Consider the following 15534-nt stretch of genomic DNA (forward strand, 5'->3'; position numbering starts at 1 on the left):
GCACTGCGTAGCGTCGAAGTTGCGTAGAGAGCGTCAACGCCGGCAGACAAAGCCGGGCGATCTCAGCCGGATGACTGCCGCGCACCCATCGGTGCAGCCGACTTCTGCAACAAAATCGGCACAAAGCCGACGTCTTCGATCTGTCGGTGAAGGTCCGCTTTTGGGGTTGAAGCGGACGAGGACAGGCTGTTCGAACCTCGGCTAAACCGGCCAACAAGCGTGTAAGAAAGTGACGCTTACAGCCGCGAAAAATCCCTGTTATCCGCTTAGAATTCCCTGTTCTTCGGAAAAATTTCCCTGATAGTTTGCTTAGGGAAATTGCTGGTCGCTTGGGATCGATGGGGACGCTATGCAGGGCTGTGGCCTGCATAGGACGAAGATGAGACGGATTTGTTCATCTTGTTTCGATCTCCTTGAAGATCGGGAGGAGCCGCTCCCGATCTTCGCGAGTCTTTACTTCTTCATCATGTGATAGCTGAGCTCGCCGGGGTCGGTGAGGTCGGGCACTTTCCATCCGTCGAGGTCGTATTCTGCCATGCAGTCCTCGGCAAAGCCCTTGAAGCGGTCGGCATTCCCCGAAGCTTGCGCGCCGAACAGGCAGTAGCGGCGGATTTCCTCAGTCGAACCACCATAGTTGATCTCGTAGAGTTCGTGCCGTCCGCCGAATTCGCTGCCGATACAATCCCACAACAGCTTTAACAGCTTGACGCGCTCCTCGGCCTTGTAGCCGTTCGAGCCACGCAGGTAGCGATCGAGATAGGGGCGGATCTCGGGGTTCTTGAAGTCGCTGGAATGGCTGTTGAGATAAATCAACCCGGACGCGACGGTTTGCTCGATCAGATATTTCACCTTGGTGTAGGCCATGGTGGCGATGATCTGGTAGGCGTTGCCTGGATCCATGTTCGGCAAGAGATAGTCGCCGATCCATGGCTTCGGATCTCGCACCATCGCGTCCGACAGACTCCAGAACAGGTTGCGCCAGGCGATGACCTCGCCGACATTGGCCTGCACGCCGCGATAATCCTTGGTGCCGGCGGCTTCCGTCGCCTTCAACAAAAGCCCGCTGATGAAGTCGAGCTTTACGGCGAGCCGCGTGCAGCCATGCACGACGAAGCGCGGCAGGAAGCCGGTGCGCGGGAAGAAGTTGTTCGCCTTCTCGATGTCGCCATAGACGAACACGTTTTCCCAGGGCACCAGCACCTTGTCCATGATAAACACGGCGTCGTTTTCATCCAGCCGGCTCGAGAGCGGATAGTCGAACGGACTTCCCATCACGCCCGCACTCATCTCGTAAGACGTGCGGCAGATGAATTTCACGCCGGGTGCGTTGGTCGGCACCATGAACACGGCGGCGAATTTCTTGTCCTGCAAAGGCATCAGGCCGTGATGCGCGACGAAGGTGAAATTCGTCAGCACCGACCCGGTCGCAACCACCTTGGCGCCGGACACGATGAGCCCGGCATCGGTTTCCTTCTCGACATGGCAGCAGACGTCGGCGACTTCGTTCGGCGGCCGATCGCGATCGACCGGCGGATGGATGATCGCGTGATTGATGAACGGCACGCGCTCCTGGCTGAACTTGTACCAGCGTTTTGCGTTTTCCTGGTACGGATCATAGAAGTCGGAATTCGCGCCGAGTGTCGCCAGGAACGCGGCCTTGTAGTCCGGCGCGCGTCCCATCCAGCCATAGGTGATCTTGGCCCATTCCGCGATCGCGTTACGGCCGGCGATCAAATCGTCCATGGTTTTCGGCGCCTTGAAGAAGGCGTGCGTCATCCCGCCATTGCCGGTGTCGGTCGGCAGCAGGATCTTGTCCTTGCGATCGCCGTGAAGCGCATCATAGAGGCGGGCGACCATGCGCGAGGTGTTGCGGAAGGCGGGATGCGTGGTGACGTCCTTGACCTTCTCGCCGTAGATGTAGACGGCGCGGCCGTCGCGCAGCGACTCCAGATATTCCGCTCCGGTTTGCGGGCGGCTGACTTTGACGTTGCCGGTGTTCTCCGGCGAGCTTGCCTGTGACCCGTTCCCCTTGCCTGCCATTCGCGTACTCTCCCGATGAATATGTTCGATTATCGAACTATTGTCCGTATTCCGAACTTAACGCGACGATACGGCCGAGCCTGCGGATTGGCAAGGGGAGGGCGTTTCCGGAATTACTCAGAACGTCATCGAGGAGACCTGGCTCGCGAGGCGATTGAGTTCGGCGAGAAACAGTTCGCGCATCTCGTTGCGCGTCGTCCGCGTCGAATGCGTCGACAGGTTGATGGCGCCGACGGCCTGGCCGTTGCGGTCGAGCACCGGCACGGCGAGTGCGCGCAACCCGCGTTCGAGTTCCTCGTCGACGATCGAGAATCCCTGTCTACGATCGTCGCGAATGCGGTCGAACAGCGCCTGAAGGTCGGTGATGGTTTGCGGCGTGTAGGCCTCGATGCGTTGCCACTTCAGCCGCCGCCAGATCTCGGCTTCATCGAGATAGCCGAACAGCATGCGTCCGAGCGCGGTGTGCAACGCCGGCAATCGGCTGCCGACCGAGAGCGTCGCCGACATGATTCTGCGGGCCGGCACGCGCGCGACGTAGACGATGTCGTTGCCTTGCAGGATCGCGGCCGAGCAGGATTCGCCGAGGCGTTCGCTGAGTTCGCGCATCAAAGGCAGCGCGCGATCGATCCAGCTTTGCGTCGCCAGATACGCAAAGCCAAGGTCGAGGATCCGCGGCGATAGCGAAAAGGTCCGGCCGTCCTGCTCGACATAGCCGAGCTGGTTGAGGGTCCGTAGCACCCGCCGCGCCGTCGCCCGCGACAGGTCCGCCACTTGTGCTGCTTCCGACAAGGTCATCGTCGGCCGTTGCCGTCCGAACGCGCCGAGCACCGCGAGGCCCTTGGCGAGCGTCGTCATGAACTCCTTGTCATGGTGGTCGCCTTGGCTTGGCTCTAGCGTTTGCGGCATGAGGCGGCCTGTTGACTCCCTAAGGACCTTGGCCGAGACTGGTCGGCATACGAACGTTTGTTCGAATATCGAACGCCGGTCCGCCTGTCAATCGACAGAAATGAGAATCCGGCGCATCCAGAGGGGAGGACGCGCAGATGAGCTGCCACAACACCAATTTGATTCATCGTCGTTCGATCGATCGCCGCACGCTCCTGAAATATTCGGCTGCGTCAGGCGCCATGCTGTCAGTTGGATTGAAGTCGCCGGCGATCGCGCAAACGCGCCCGATCAAGCTCGGCTATGTCTCGCCGCTCACCGGTCCGCTGGCGGCGTTCGCGGAGGCCGACAACTTCATCATCAGCCATTTCAAGGAAGCGACCAAGGCCGGGATCAAGGTCGGCAACGCAACCGTGCCGGTCGAAGTGGTCGTAAAGGACAGCCAGTCCAATCCGAACCGCGCCGCCGAAGTCGCGAAGGATCTGATCGTTCAGGACAAGATCGATCTGATGCTGGTGGCGTCGACGCCCGAAACCACAAACCCGGTTTCTACTCAATGCGAGATCGAGGAGGTGCCGTGCATCTCCACCGTCGCGCCGTGGCAGCCCTGGTTCATCGGCCGTCAGGCCAATCCTGCGGGCGGACCGCCGGCCTGGAAGGGCTTCAACTACACTTATCACTTCTTCTGGGGGCTCGAGGACGTCATCGCCGTCTACACCAATATGTGGGGCCAGGTCGCGACCAACAAATCCGTCGGCGGACTGTTTCCCAACGATGGCGACGGCAATGCGTGGGGTGACAAGGTTGTCGGCTTCCCGCCCGTGTTGGACAAGCAAGGCTACAAGCTCACCGATCCCGGCCGCTACCAGAACCTCACCGACAATTTCTCGGCGCAGATCGGCGCGTTCAAGTCGGCCAGTTGCGAGATCATCACCGGCGTGGTGCTGCCGCCGGATTTCACCACGTTCTGGAAGCAGTCGTTGCAGCAGGGGTTCAAGCCGAAGGTCGCGTCCATCGGCAAGGCGATCCTGTTTCCGGTCGCTGTCGAAGCCTTGGGCAAGGACGGGAACAACCTGTCGTCGGAAGTCTGGTGGACGCCGAACCATCCGTTCAAGTCCTCGCTGACCGGGATCAGCGCTAGGGATCTCGCGGCCGCCTATGAAGCTTCGACCAAGAAACAGTGGACGCAGCCGATTGGTTTCGCGCATGCGCTGTTTGAACTCGCGGTCGATGTGCTCAAGCGCACGCCGGATCGCGATGCCAAGGCGATCGCCGCCAGCATTGCCTCGACCAACCTCGATACGGTTGTCGGCAAGGTGCAATGGGGCGGGGCGAACCTGCCGCCGTTTGCCGCCAAGAACGTCGCCAAGACGCCGCTGGTCGGCGGCCAGTGGCGTTTGAAGGACGGCAAATACGACATCGTCATCACCGACAACAAGACGGCGCCGGCGATTCCCGTCGGAGGCAAGATGGAGGCGATCGCCTGATCACGCACCGTATCGCATATCATGCTGCTGGATGTTGCCGATCTCAGGAAAAGCTTCGGCTCGATCGTCGTCGCGGATGACCTCGATCTTACCGTTGCGCCCGGCGAGGCGGTCGGGATCATCGGACCGAACGGCGCGGGCAAGACCTCGCTGTTCAACCTGATCGGCGGCGATCTCTCGCCGGAGGCGGGCCATATCCGTTTTGACGGCCGCGACCTTGCAAGCGTATCGCCGCAAGCACGCTGCCGTGTCGGTCTTGGCCGCACCCGCCAGATTCCGCAACCGTTCGAAAAGCTCACCGTGTTCGAGAATCTCCTGGTCGGCGCGGTCTATGGGCGCGGCAAGACCGAGCGCGAGGCGGCGCAATCCTGCGGCGAGATTCTCGAGCGGCTCGGCCTCCTCAAGCGCGCGAACACGCTTGCCGGCGGGTTGACTCTGCTCGAGCGCAAGCGGCTGGAGATGGCGCGCGCGCTCGCCACCGAACCAAGGTTGTTGCTGCTCGATGAGATCGCCGGCGGTCTCACGGAAGGCGAGTGCCTGGAACTCGTCGGCACCATCAACGACATCAGGCGCAGCGGCGTTGCGATCCTGTGGATCGAGCACGTCGTGCATGCGCTCAACGCGGTCGTCGAACGGCTTGTCGTTCTCAATTTTGGGCGCAAGGTTGCCGAAGGCGTGCCAACCGACGTGATGCAGCTTGCTGAAGTGCGTCAGATCTATATCGGCATCGAGGCCTGACCGATGCCGCTACTCGAGACCCGCAAGCTCACGGCGTTTTATGGCGACTTCCAGGCGCTCTACGGCATCGACACGGCGCTGGAGAAAGGCGAGACGATTGCGATCATCGGCGCGAACGGCGCGGGTAAATCGACTTTCCTCAAGGCCATCGCCGGCCTCATTCCCGCTTCAGCCGATAGCGTGCTGCTCGACGGCGCGCCGATCGGCGCACGCACGGCGGCCGACGTCGTCAAGCTCGGCATCGCGCTCGTGCCTGAAGGACGGAGATTATTTCCGTCGCTGACGGTGGAGGAAAATTTGCGGATCGGCAGCTACGGCAACAAGGCACAGGGGCCATGGACGCTGCATCGCGTCTACTCGCTGTTTCCGATCCTTAAAGAGCGGCGATCTTCCGCGCCTTCAACGCTGTCGGGCGGCCAACAACAGATGGCGGCGATCGGCCGCGCCTTGATGTCTAATCCCCGCATTTTGCTTTGCGACGAGATCAGCCTCGGGCTCGCGCCGATCGTCATCGCCGACATCTATGCGGCGCTTCCGCAGATCAAGGCCGACGGCACCAGCATTGTGCTGGTCGAGCAGGACATTGTTCAGGCCATGAAGGTGGCCGATCGCGTCTACTGCTTCCGGGAGGGGCGGCTCTCATTGGCCGGGCGCCCCAGGGACCTGACACGCGATTCCATTCACCGCGCCTATTTTGGGCAATGAAGAAATGACCGGCTGGCTCGATGCACTGATCCAAGGCGTTCTGCTCGGTGGCCTCTACGCGTTGTTCGCCGCTGGGTTGTCGCTGATCTTTGGCGTTATGCGGCTCGTCAATCTTGCCCATGGCGACTTCATCGTGGTTGCGGCTTACACCATTCTGTTGGTCGCGGATCATCTCGGCCTTGATCCTTTCGCCGCCGCGCTGATCGCGCTTCCGGTTCTATTCGCGGTCGGCTACGCGCTTCAGCACCTGCTGCTCAATCGCACATTCGGGCGCGACTTGCTGCCGCCGCTGCTGGTGACGTTCGGGCTCTCGATCATCATCCAGAACGGGCTGTTGCAGCTGTTCTCCGCCGACAGCGTGCGCCTGAGGTCTGGCACGATCGAAACCGCCTCGATCGCGCTTGGCGGAGGCATTGCGGTGGGCGTTGTCCCGCTGCTCACGCTAATAAGCGCGATCGCTGTGATCATGTTCCTCAACTTCGTGTTCTACAGCACCACGATCGGGCAGGCGTTCCGCGCGACCTCGGACGATCTGGAAGTCGCGCAACTGATGGGGATCGACGTCGGCCGCATCTTTGCGATCGCCATGGGGCTTGCCTTCGCCGTGATCGCGATCGCAGCACTTTATCTCGGCTTGAGGGCGAATTTCGATCCAACCATCGGCCCCGCACGCTTGCTCTATGCGTTCGAGGCCGTGATCATCGGGGGCCTCGGCAGCTTCTGGGGAACGCTCGCGGGCGGCATCGTGCTCGGCGTGGCGCAGACCATCGGCGCCCACATCAATCCGGAGTGGCAGATCCTGTCGGGGCATCTCGCCTTCCTCGTCGTGCTGGTGCTCAGGCCGCGCGGGCTGTTTCCCCGCGCGCTGGATTAAGGGAAAGTGGCGATGGACGTTCCCTCAGCCAAACCGGTGCCAACGTTTCGGATCGAGACCTCCGCCTCGCTCGTCCCCACCATCATCATAGGTGGCGTTCTGCTCGCGGCCGCGTTGCTGCCGCTCATCGCCAACCGCGACCTGATCCAGAACCTGATCTTTCTGTTTTATATGATGGCGCTGGCGCAATGCTGGAATCTGCTGGCGGGCTATGCCGGGCTGATTTCAGTCGGCCAGCAAGCCTTTGTCGGATTGGGCGGCTATCTGCTGTTCGCGCTGACGTTGCCGGGCGGCATCAATCCTTTAATCGCGATCCCGATCGTGGGCCTGATTTCCGGAGCACTGGCGTTACCGACGGCGCTGATCGTGTTCCGTCTGCGCGGCGCGTATTTTGCGATCGGCACCTGGGTCGTGGCGGAGGTCTATCGGCTGGTGTTCGCCCAATTCAGGGCGCTCGGCGGCGGCACCGGCACGTCGCTCGATCCGTCGGTTACCTCATCCGTGCCCGGCATCGAGTGGATCAAGGCGCTCATGAATATCCGCACGCCGGCGGCGCGCGACATCGTCTCATATTGGCTGGTGTTGGCGTTGATGGCCGGCACGCTGGTGCTCGCCTATTGCATGCTGCGCTCGCGCCGCGGGCTTGCGCTGGGCGCGATCCGCGACAACGAGCTGGCTGCCGCCGGCCTCGGCGTCGATATCTACCGTATCAGGCTCGGCGTCTATGTCGCGACCGCCGCCATGACCGGCATGATCGGCGCGATGATCTATCTTCAGAAGGCGCGGATCTCGCCAGATGCCGCCTTCTCGGTGCTCGACTGGACGGCCTACGTCATTTTCATGACGGTCATCGGCGGCATCGGCACGATCGAAGGTCCGATGGTCGGCGCCGTGGTCTTCTATCTGATGCAGCGTTATCTCGCCGACTTTGGCGCCTGGTATCTCATTGTGCTCGGCGCGCTTGGAATTTTCGTGATGCTGTTCGCGCCCAAGGGCATCTGGGGTTTCGTCTCCGAGCGCTATCATGTGACGCTGTTTCCAACGCGGCGCCGGCTCGTCATCCACGCTAACGACAGTAATGGCCGGTGACTCATGATGAGCGAAGCAGGATTGCGAGCGGAGCAGCACATGCCGGTGAAACTCTAACCCACCAAAGGCTTAGGGAAATCACAAGCGGGGTGGGGCTGTGCCCGGCGTCTGTTTCCGGCCGCGATTGAAACTGCTAGCGATCGGCTTGATGGACGTGTCCAATTCTGACTGCGCCTACAACCTATTGATAAATCGAGGGACAAAAACCGCTGTTTCGTCAGAAAGTTCGTTCAAATTGTTGAGGATTTAGGCTGATTTTGTCGTCGCTTTTTGAACCTTCGGGAACCACCCTAAACGCTCAACCCAATACAAAAGGGGCTGCTTTAGTCCGTTCGACCCGACGAGCCTGCGGTTGCAGGGCGACTGATAGGCGTCCTCTGCGACTATCATCGACGCCGCCTTGTTACCGCCTTCGGGCTTTGGAGATGGTCATCGTCCTAGGGAAGCATGGCGAGCTTGGCATTCGGCTTTTCCTTCAGGATAAGGCGCTTCTCGTCGGTGGGCCGCCAGTCAACGCGTAGAAGAATTGGACGCCCCAGATCCGCCGCGAAAATTCCCTGCTATCCGCTTGAAAATCCTTGTTCTTCGGAAAAACTCCCTGATGATTTGCTTAGGGAATTCACCGAAAAGTCCGTGCGGCACAGCGGTTTGGGCTCTATAATTCTCGCTTTGCGGCCCGAAATCGTGATTTTCCCTGTAAAATTCCCAGTTTGCAGGGAATTTGGCTTGAGACCGGTGCGACCTGCACTGCGTCGCCAGCCAGGCACTCACTTGTCAGAAATACCGAAAGAGTACCCGCCAGGTTTTGTTTCTGGCGCCTGTCGACTTAAATCAGCCTTGGAATCTCGGCGTGGATGATGCTACGGCGAGCCCGCATCGTTTTTGGAGCGAAAAAGGCCAGCGCTGCGGCGAGCACATCGAGCGCAATCACAACAGCAAATACCGGCACCCAGCCACCGGAAAGCCTCGCCCGCGAAGCAGCATCAATGGTGACCGACGAGTACGGCTCTCCGTTTGGAGGAGGGGATTGGCAACGACGTAACCGGCGGAGTAAATACAGATTCCGAGACCTGATCGGCATTCCGGACCAGTTGTTCGGCGAGCTGAACGCACTGGTTGCGGATGTCAGGAATCGCAATGATTTCCCAGAAAGCCGCCCGGGTTAGTGGGCCGATTGCAAACAGGCGCTGCGACGGCAACCCCTGGCGATCGACAATCGCGCAATCGGAGGCGACTTCGATGCCCATATGCAACGGATCGCTCCGCGCCAACCCCTGGTCGAACAGGCTGCGCACCGCGGGATTGCCGGTTGCTGCAGGATTCTTGACGATCCCGGTGCAGTCGACGATGGCGTCAACTTCAAGGCTCTCAATCCCGACTTGGCCGCGCCGGCGATACCGGACCATCGCCCCTGCAGAGTTCGGCGAGATGTCGACGATCTTCGCTGCCGTCAAGGTCAATTGGTGGTCCGCGACCGCCTTCGATATCGTAAACTCGACCTCGGGCGCCATGCGGTGTCGATGGACATCCCACCAGGCGCGGGCGTGTTCGAGGAAGCGCCGTCTGGACTCGAGTGGAAGCTCGCGCCAGAGACGTTGTGTGAACGGCCTCAATCCGTCCACGACGCTGCGCCAGTTCCCGCCCTGCGCGCTATGGCTGTCGACGAGATGTCGTAGCCAGCGCAACAATTGGCTGGCACTGGCGCCAAAGGGTACTTGTAGCTTGTCGATGGCAAGCGGAGGCACCCGACGATGCGCCTTCGGCATCAGCCCGCGCCGCGACATGGCAACGATGGGTCCGGTATGGCCGTGACGCAACAGCGACAGCACATAGTCGGCCATTGTGAGGCCGGACCCGAGGATCAAAACCGAGCCGTCTTTCCTGATCCCTGCGGCGGACGGCGGCGTCCAGGGATCGGCGTAACAAGCAGCGCGAATCTTTCTGGCGTCATGTCCCGTGGCTAAAATAACAACGTCGCCGGCGAGTTCCGCGCCGCTTGCGAGTTCGACCACGGCACCGTCGGCGTTTTCGCGGATCGAGACGCATTCGCTGTTCAATATTCTCAGGCCATTCGCGTCATCGCCCCGGGAAACCAGAGGCCCGATCAGGCTGGCGATATAGTCGCCGTAGACGCGCCTTGGTACGAAGCAGTAGCGATCCGCGCATCGACAGGTGTCCCGAGCCGACAGCCAACGCCAGAAATGATCGGGATCGTCCGGCAGTGCGCTCATGTTGGCCACACGCACGTTAAGCAGGTGGTCCGGATTGCCGGTATGATAAGCCAGTCCGCGCCCGATCTCGGGGCGCTGTTCGATCAGCGTCACCCGGAATGCCCGGCGGCCCAAGCGCAGCAATTGATAAGCAAGAAGTACGCCGCTCGCGCCGCCTCCGACAATGATCGCATGCCGCCTGACCATCTGACGTAGTCCCCCCGCAACGATGATGCACCATTGTTCACAAACGCGGCGACAATGCGTAGCGTTCAATGACGGAGGCAAATGACAAGATCGTTCCACCAGCGCGCGTTTCAATAGTATAAACATTTCGAAGAAGGTCTGCGACGAGCGAACAGACCGGCCGATGAAATCGTCCTTGCGCACTTCAATAGTCATTCCTTCTCTCCGTGCGCAGCGTGTAAGAAGGCAGTTCCTTCATTGATCCTTGTAAGAGAATTTTTCGGGATTGCTTCGGGAGGAATTCTTCCTCAAATCATAAGGGTGGACGTTTCAGTAGAATTGAAGGTCCAACATCCGCGGAGGAATGCCGTTGTCGTCCCGCCATATGAATCTTGCCGGGTTTCTGATCGCGGGCCCAGTGGCCCATAGTCATGCGCTTTGGCGAAATCCGGCGCGTGAGGTGCCGTTTCTCACCACCGACTATTACGTCGAGGTGGCGCGTAAGCTGGAGCAGGGAAAATTTGACCTGATCTTTTTTGCGGACCGCCTCGCGGTTGCCGACCGATTTGGCAACGACAAGGAAGTCGGGATTCGCCACGGCGATCAGGATTCCACCCGCATGGATCCGGTGCCGATTTTGGGTGCGCTTTCGGCCACCACGCGGCACATCGGCCTCGGTGCGACTCGTTCGACCACCTACGATCAACCCTATCATCTCGCCCGCGAGTTTCGAACGATCGACCATCTGTCGAATGGCCGCGCAGCCTGGAATGTCGTCACTTCCATGAACGACAGTGAGGCGCAGAATTTCGGTGTCGAAAGCCATCTCAGCCACGATCAGCGCTACGATCGCGCCGAGGAGTTCATGGAGCTGATCTTCAAGCTGTGGGACAGCTGGGAGGAGGGCGCTTTGCGGCTGGATCGTGCCAAAGGCATCTATGCCGATCCGGCAAAGGTACACTACGTCAATCACAACGGCGCCTATTTCAAATCGCGCGGTCCGCTCAACATTCCCAGGGGGCCGCAGGGGCGGCCAGTGATCATCCAGGCGGGAGCATCAGATCGGGGACGAGCTTTCGCAGTGAAATGGGCGGAGGTTATTTTCAACATCTCGCCAACCCGCGAGCACATGAAACGATCGACGCTAGGCGTTCGCGAGGAGACGGAACGGCTCAAGCGGCCGGAGGGAGCCTGCAAATCGCTGATAGCGATCATGCCGTTTGTCGGACGGACCCGCGAAGAAGCGCAGCAAAAGCGCGACATCGCCAATTCGCTCGTCGATCCCATGGTCGGGCTATCGACCCTTGCGGCGCATTCCAATGTCGATCTCAGCACGCTCGACCTCGACGCACCTGTCGAGCAATTACAGAGCACGGGCACCCAGAGCCTGATCGCGATGGCGTCGCGGATCGCCAAGGATAATTCGCTGAGCTTGCGCGAGATCGGCCGCAAATACGGAGAGGGCGTGCTGGTGCCGCAACTCTGCGGCACGCCGAAGCAAATCGCCGACGAATTGGCGGATATCTTTACGTCCGGCGATGCCGACGGCTTTGTTATCTCGCCGGCCTTCCTGCCGGACTCCTTTGCCGAGTTCGTGGATGGCGTGGTCCCGGAGTTGCAGCGGCTGGACGTATTTAGACAGGACTACACGGCGTCGACCCTACGAGGACACCTGCAGACCTGAGCGTACTTGCGGAATGCTGCTGTCGCAGGCAGTCCGCAAATGAGGTTATTTGATCTGTCAGCAAACCGATATGAGGAACGATTTTCTTATTTTTCTTAAATCGGCCAATATGTTGCGTAGCAAACTAATGTGCGGCCTGTCTGGATCGTTCGGCATTCCTGCGCGCGGGAGCTGGCCTAAAGATTGCAAAGTAGCTCAATGAGTTCATCCGCCATCACCCTGCAAGATCGTGTCGAATTCCGCGTCGTGTCCGAGCCGTCGCCATCCCGACCTGCCGCGCCATCGGGCGCCATCGCGAACGATGGAAAAAACGCGCCGCTGCTTCAGGCGCGCGGCATTCGCAAAACCTATGGCGGCCTGGAAGCCCTTTCGGGCGTCGATCTGGATTTGGCCCGCGGTCGGATCACCGGCCTGATCGGACCGAACGGGGCCGGCAAGACGACGCTTCTTAATGTGATCTCGGGCGTCGAGCGGGCGACGAGCGGCCAGGTTCTCCTGCTCGGCGAAGACATCGGTTCATTGCCACAACATCGGCTTGCCACGCGCGGCTTGGTACGGACATTTCAGATTTCGCGTGAGTTGGGGCAGCTCACCGTTCTCGAAAACCTGCTGCTGGCTCGCGCTCAGCAAACAGGGGAGGGCCTTGTCGGCCTGTTTGCGCGACCCAAGCGGGTACGACAAGAGGAAGAGGCGGCGATCGAGATCGCCCGTCCGGCGTTGCAAAAGGTCAATCTGTGGCGGCTCGCAGATGCGCCCGCTGCGACCTTGTCTGGCGGCCAGAAGAAACTGCTCGAACTAAGCCGGGCGTTGATGCTCAAACCGAAGCTCGTGCTTCTCGACGAACCCGCGGCCGGCGTCGCTCCCGCCATGGAAGAGGTACTTGTCGCCACCATCCGCAGTCTGGCCGACGAAGGCGTCGATTTTCTCATCGTCGAACACGATCTCGATATCGTCGCCGCGTTGTGCGACCACGTCTATTTCATGGCGGCAGGGAAGGTGCTGGCAGAAGGGTCGTTCGCGCAAGTCGTTGGCGATGCCCGGGTGGTCGAAGCCTATCTCGGGTTGAAGGCATGACAAGCTTGGTGACAGGCTCGGTCAATTCCCTCGAGGTGCGCGACGTATCGGCCGGCTATGGCGGCTCGGATATCATTATGTCCGTCACGCTGGCCGCTGCGCGGGGTCGGATCACAACGATTGCCGGTCCGAATGGCGCCGGCAAGTCTACCCTGACGAAGACCTTGGCTGGATTGCTGCGGCCGCGGCTGGGGCAGATATCGATCGACGGTCGCGATGTGACGCGTTTGGCACCGCCGCAACGGGCGCTGGCCGGGCTCGGCTACGTCCCGCAGGAACGCAACATCTTCAGAAATCTGACCATTGGCGAAAATCTTCGGATTGGATTTGAGTTCATCCACCGCGAGGCGCCCGCAAAGGAGTTTGGTGCAGCGCGCGACCGGGTGCTCGAACTGTTTCCTGATTTGGCCGGGAGATTGAACGAGGTTGCGGGCACTTTAAGTGGCGGCCAGCGGCAGATGCTGGCGATGGGCAGCGCGCTGGTGGCTGGACCGACGACGCTCCTGCTGGACGAGCCGTCGGCGGGCCTTTCGCCGCGCTATGTCACGTCGATGCTGGACGCGGTCGCTACCGTCAATCGATCCGGTGTGACCGTGATCATGATCGAACAGAACCTGATCGAGGCGATGCGGATTTCCCACGACGTCGTCCTGCTGGTCGCAGGCGAAATCAGGGGCACATGGCAAGCTGATCAATTCCTCTCTGACCCTGTTGTCAGGGAATTGTTTCTTGGAGGCGCGAAGGCAAAGCTGGCAGACGCTGACCGCAGCAGGATTAGCGATGACGCAAGCGCTGCTTAACGGCCTGGTCTCCGGGCTTCTGATCGCGCTTCCGGCGATTGCGCTGTCGCTGACCTATGGGATTTTGAATTTTGCGAATTTTTCCATCGGCGCGATGATCACGACCGGCGCTTATCTCGCCTATATCGCGAACACCTCGCTGGGTATGCCGATTGCGGTCGCAGCACCTGCCGCGGCTATCGGCCTGGCGCTTGTGGCCATCGCGATCCAGCACGGGGTCTATCGTCAGATCCGCAATGCCGATCACGTCACCTTGCTGGTGGCTTCGATGGGCGTGGCCTTTGTGCTCGAAAACGTGCTTCGCTTCTTCTATGGCGCGGACGTCCGCACGCTCGACGTCCCGGTCGCAAGGCCGTTGCTGTGGAACGGTCTTCGCTTGAATCACGAGCAACTCACAATCGCCGTGGTCGCCTTGTCCGCGATGGTTGTCGTCGCTTTCATTCTCAAACGTACGCGGCTCGGCCGCGCCATGCGGGCCATCTCCGATGATCCGGATCTCGCCGAGGTGCGCGGCATTGGCCGCGCAGCCACGGTGGACTGGACCTGGGCGATCTCCGGTGTGCTGACGGCGCTCGCCGGGGTCTTGATTGCGCTGGATGGTGTCGTCGATCCCATGATGGGAACGAACTATCTGGTTTCGGTTTTCGCCGCCGCCGTGATCGGCGGCATCGGCAATCCATTCGGCGCCGTAGCGGGCGCGCTGATCATTGGCCTCGTGGAGGAAACTTCGGCGCTGGCCGTATCCACTACGTACCGCCAGGGCGTCAGCTTTGCGGTACTCGTGCTGGTTCTGCTGCTGCGGCCGCAAGGGCTTGTGGGTGCGGCGAGGATCCGGCGATGACCGGCTATTTCATCGCGATCCTGACCTTCGTTTCCCTGGCCGTGCTGCTTGGGTTCGCGCTCAATGTGCAATGGGGGCAGGCCGGGATGCTTAACTTTGGTCTCGCCGGCTTCTATGGGATTGGCGCCTACACGGCTGCCATTCTATCGAAAGCCGGGGTCGACGGTTTGACGGCGACGGTAGCGGCTGTGGCGATGACGGCGGCACTCTCGGCGCTGGTGTCGTTGGCGACACTGAAATTGCGCGAAGACTACCTCGCAATTACCACGCTGGCGTTTGCCGAACTGGTGCGGCTGGTGCTGACCAATGAGACGTGGTTGACGGGTGGAACCAACGGCATTCGCGATATCCCGCGGCCCCTGATCGGCTTTGTCGGCGGCGATCAATATGAGTTGTTCTTTTTGCTGCTCTGTCTTGTGCTGGTAGCGGCGACCTATCTGGTGCTGGACCGGATCATCCGCTCGCCCTTCGGACGGGCGCTTCGCGCGGTGCGCGAGGACGACGTCGTCGCGGCGACGCTTGGAAAGAATGTTCTGGCGCTTCGGGTCAAGGCGTTTGCGATCGGAGGGGCCGTTATCGGCCTCGCAGGCGCGCTTCACGCCTATTATTTCACCTATATCGATCCCGGCGAGTTTGCCGGCTTCGTGACCGTCTACGCGTTCATGGCGGTGATCGTCGGCGGAAAAGGATCCAATCGCGGCCTGTTGCTCGGCGCCTGCACGGTGATGGTTCTGCTGGAAGGAACGAGGTTCCTGAAGGACTTTGTTCCGTTGCTTTCGGCGCAGCAGGCCGCCTCCCTGCGTCTTGCCTTGATCGGGGCCGGTCTCGTTCTGATTTTGATTTTCCGCCCCGAAGGCATTTCCTCGGAATACCGCCTTTCGATTGCTAAATCGCCGCATCCCGATCCTGGTCGATAGAAGG

General features: G+C 60.6%; 13 protein-coding genes. 10 read left to right on the forward strand and 3 right to left on the reverse strand.

All coding sequences use genetic code 11. From position 1 onward, the window contains the following. Window positions 1-453: 453 nt before the first annotated feature. On the reverse strand, window positions 454-2040 hold the full coding sequence (locus ABSE61_RS28095) for a 4-hydroxyphenylacetate 3-hydroxylase N-terminal domain-containing protein (RefSeq protein WP_423874418.1): 1587 nt from the start codon (window positions 2038-2040) through the stop codon (window positions 454-456). Window positions 2041-2157: 117 nt separating this feature from the next. Beyond that, window positions 2158-2946: an IclR family transcriptional regulator domain-containing protein gene (locus tag ABSE61_RS28100; protein ID WP_423874419.1), complete on the reverse strand. Its 789-nt coding sequence runs from the start codon at window positions 2944-2946 to the stop codon at window positions 2158-2160. Window positions 2947-3083: 137 nt separating this feature from the next. Here ABSE61_RS28100 and ABSE61_RS28105 point away from each other — a divergent pair, with 137 nt between their 5' ends. The 5 genes from ABSE61_RS28105 to ABSE61_RS28125 are packed head-to-tail and all read left to right on the forward strand — an operon-like array spanning window position 3084 to window position 7818. Next, window positions 3084-4412, forward strand: coding sequence for an ABC transporter substrate-binding protein (locus tag ABSE61_RS28105; protein WP_423874420.1), 1329 nt, complete (start codon window positions 3084-3086; stop codon window positions 4410-4412). 18 nt (window positions 4413-4430) lie between these two features. Further along, window positions 4431-5150, forward strand: a complete 720-nt coding sequence (locus tag ABSE61_RS28110) for an ABC transporter ATP-binding protein (RefSeq protein ID WP_423874455.1) — start codon at window positions 4431-4433, stop codon at window positions 5148-5150. A 3-nt stretch (window positions 5151-5153) separates the two neighbouring features. After that, window positions 5154-5855 carry an ABC transporter ATP-binding protein gene (locus ABSE61_RS28115; RefSeq protein WP_423874421.1) on the forward strand — a complete coding sequence of 234 codons (702 nt, stop codon included), beginning with the start codon at window positions 5154-5156 and terminating at the stop codon, window positions 5853-5855. 4 nt (window positions 5856-5859) lie between these two features. Beyond that, window positions 5860-6729, forward strand: a complete 870-nt coding sequence (locus ABSE61_RS28120) for a branched-chain amino acid ABC transporter permease (RefSeq protein WP_423874422.1) — start codon at window positions 5860-5862, stop codon at window positions 6727-6729. 12 nt (window positions 6730-6741) lie between these two features. Further along, the gene (locus tag ABSE61_RS28125; RefSeq protein ID WP_423874423.1) at window positions 6742-7818 is read left to right on the forward strand and encodes a branched-chain amino acid ABC transporter permease; all 1077 of its coding nucleotides are present in this window, start codon (window positions 6742-6744) and stop codon (window positions 7816-7818) included. Between the two features lie 983 nt (window positions 7819-8801). On the opposite strand, the gene ABSE61_RS28130 is transcribed toward ABSE61_RS28125, so the two are convergent. Then, complete coding sequence (locus ABSE61_RS28130; protein WP_423874424.1) at window positions 8802-10235, reverse strand: FAD/NAD(P)-binding protein; 1434 nt, start codon at window positions 10233-10235, stop codon at window positions 8802-8804. Between the two features lie 349 nt (window positions 10236-10584). On the opposite strand from ABSE61_RS28130, the gene ABSE61_RS28135 reads away from it, so the two are divergent. From ABSE61_RS28135 to ABSE61_RS28155, 5 genes are all read left to right on the forward strand, one after another. Next, window positions 10585-11898: an LLM class flavin-dependent oxidoreductase gene (locus ABSE61_RS28135; protein WP_423874425.1), complete on the forward strand. Its 1314-nt coding sequence runs from the start codon at window positions 10585-10587 to the stop codon at window positions 11896-11898. Window positions 11899-12096: 198 nt separating this feature from the next. Then, a complete protein-coding gene (locus ABSE61_RS28140; protein WP_423874426.1) occupies window positions 12097-12972 on the forward strand; it encodes an ABC transporter ATP-binding protein in 876 nt (291 codons plus the stop codon). After that, window positions 12969-13772, forward strand: coding sequence for an ABC transporter ATP-binding protein (locus ABSE61_RS28145; protein WP_423874427.1), 804 nt, complete (start codon window positions 12969-12971; stop codon window positions 13770-13772). The genes ABSE61_RS28140 and ABSE61_RS28145 overlap by 4 nt, the downstream gene beginning before the upstream one ends. Then, complete coding sequence (locus tag ABSE61_RS28150; RefSeq protein ID WP_423874428.1) at window positions 13753-14613, forward strand: branched-chain amino acid ABC transporter permease; 861 nt, start codon at window positions 13753-13755, stop codon at window positions 14611-14613. Before ABSE61_RS28145 ends, ABSE61_RS28150 begins: the two co-directional genes overlap by 20 nt. Further along, the gene (locus ABSE61_RS28155) at window positions 14610-15530 is read left to right on the forward strand and encodes a branched-chain amino acid ABC transporter permease (RefSeq protein WP_423874429.1); all 921 of its coding nucleotides are present in this window, start codon (window positions 14610-14612) and stop codon (window positions 15528-15530) included. The genes ABSE61_RS28150 and ABSE61_RS28155 overlap by 4 nt, the downstream gene beginning before the upstream one ends. Window positions 15531-15534: the final 4 nt, after the last annotated feature.

The sequence above is a fragment of the Bradyrhizobium sp. genome (genome assembly GCF_049519115.1).
Taxonomy (GTDB): Bacteria; Pseudomonadota; Alphaproteobacteria; order Rhizobiales; family Xanthobacteraceae; genus Bradyrhizobium.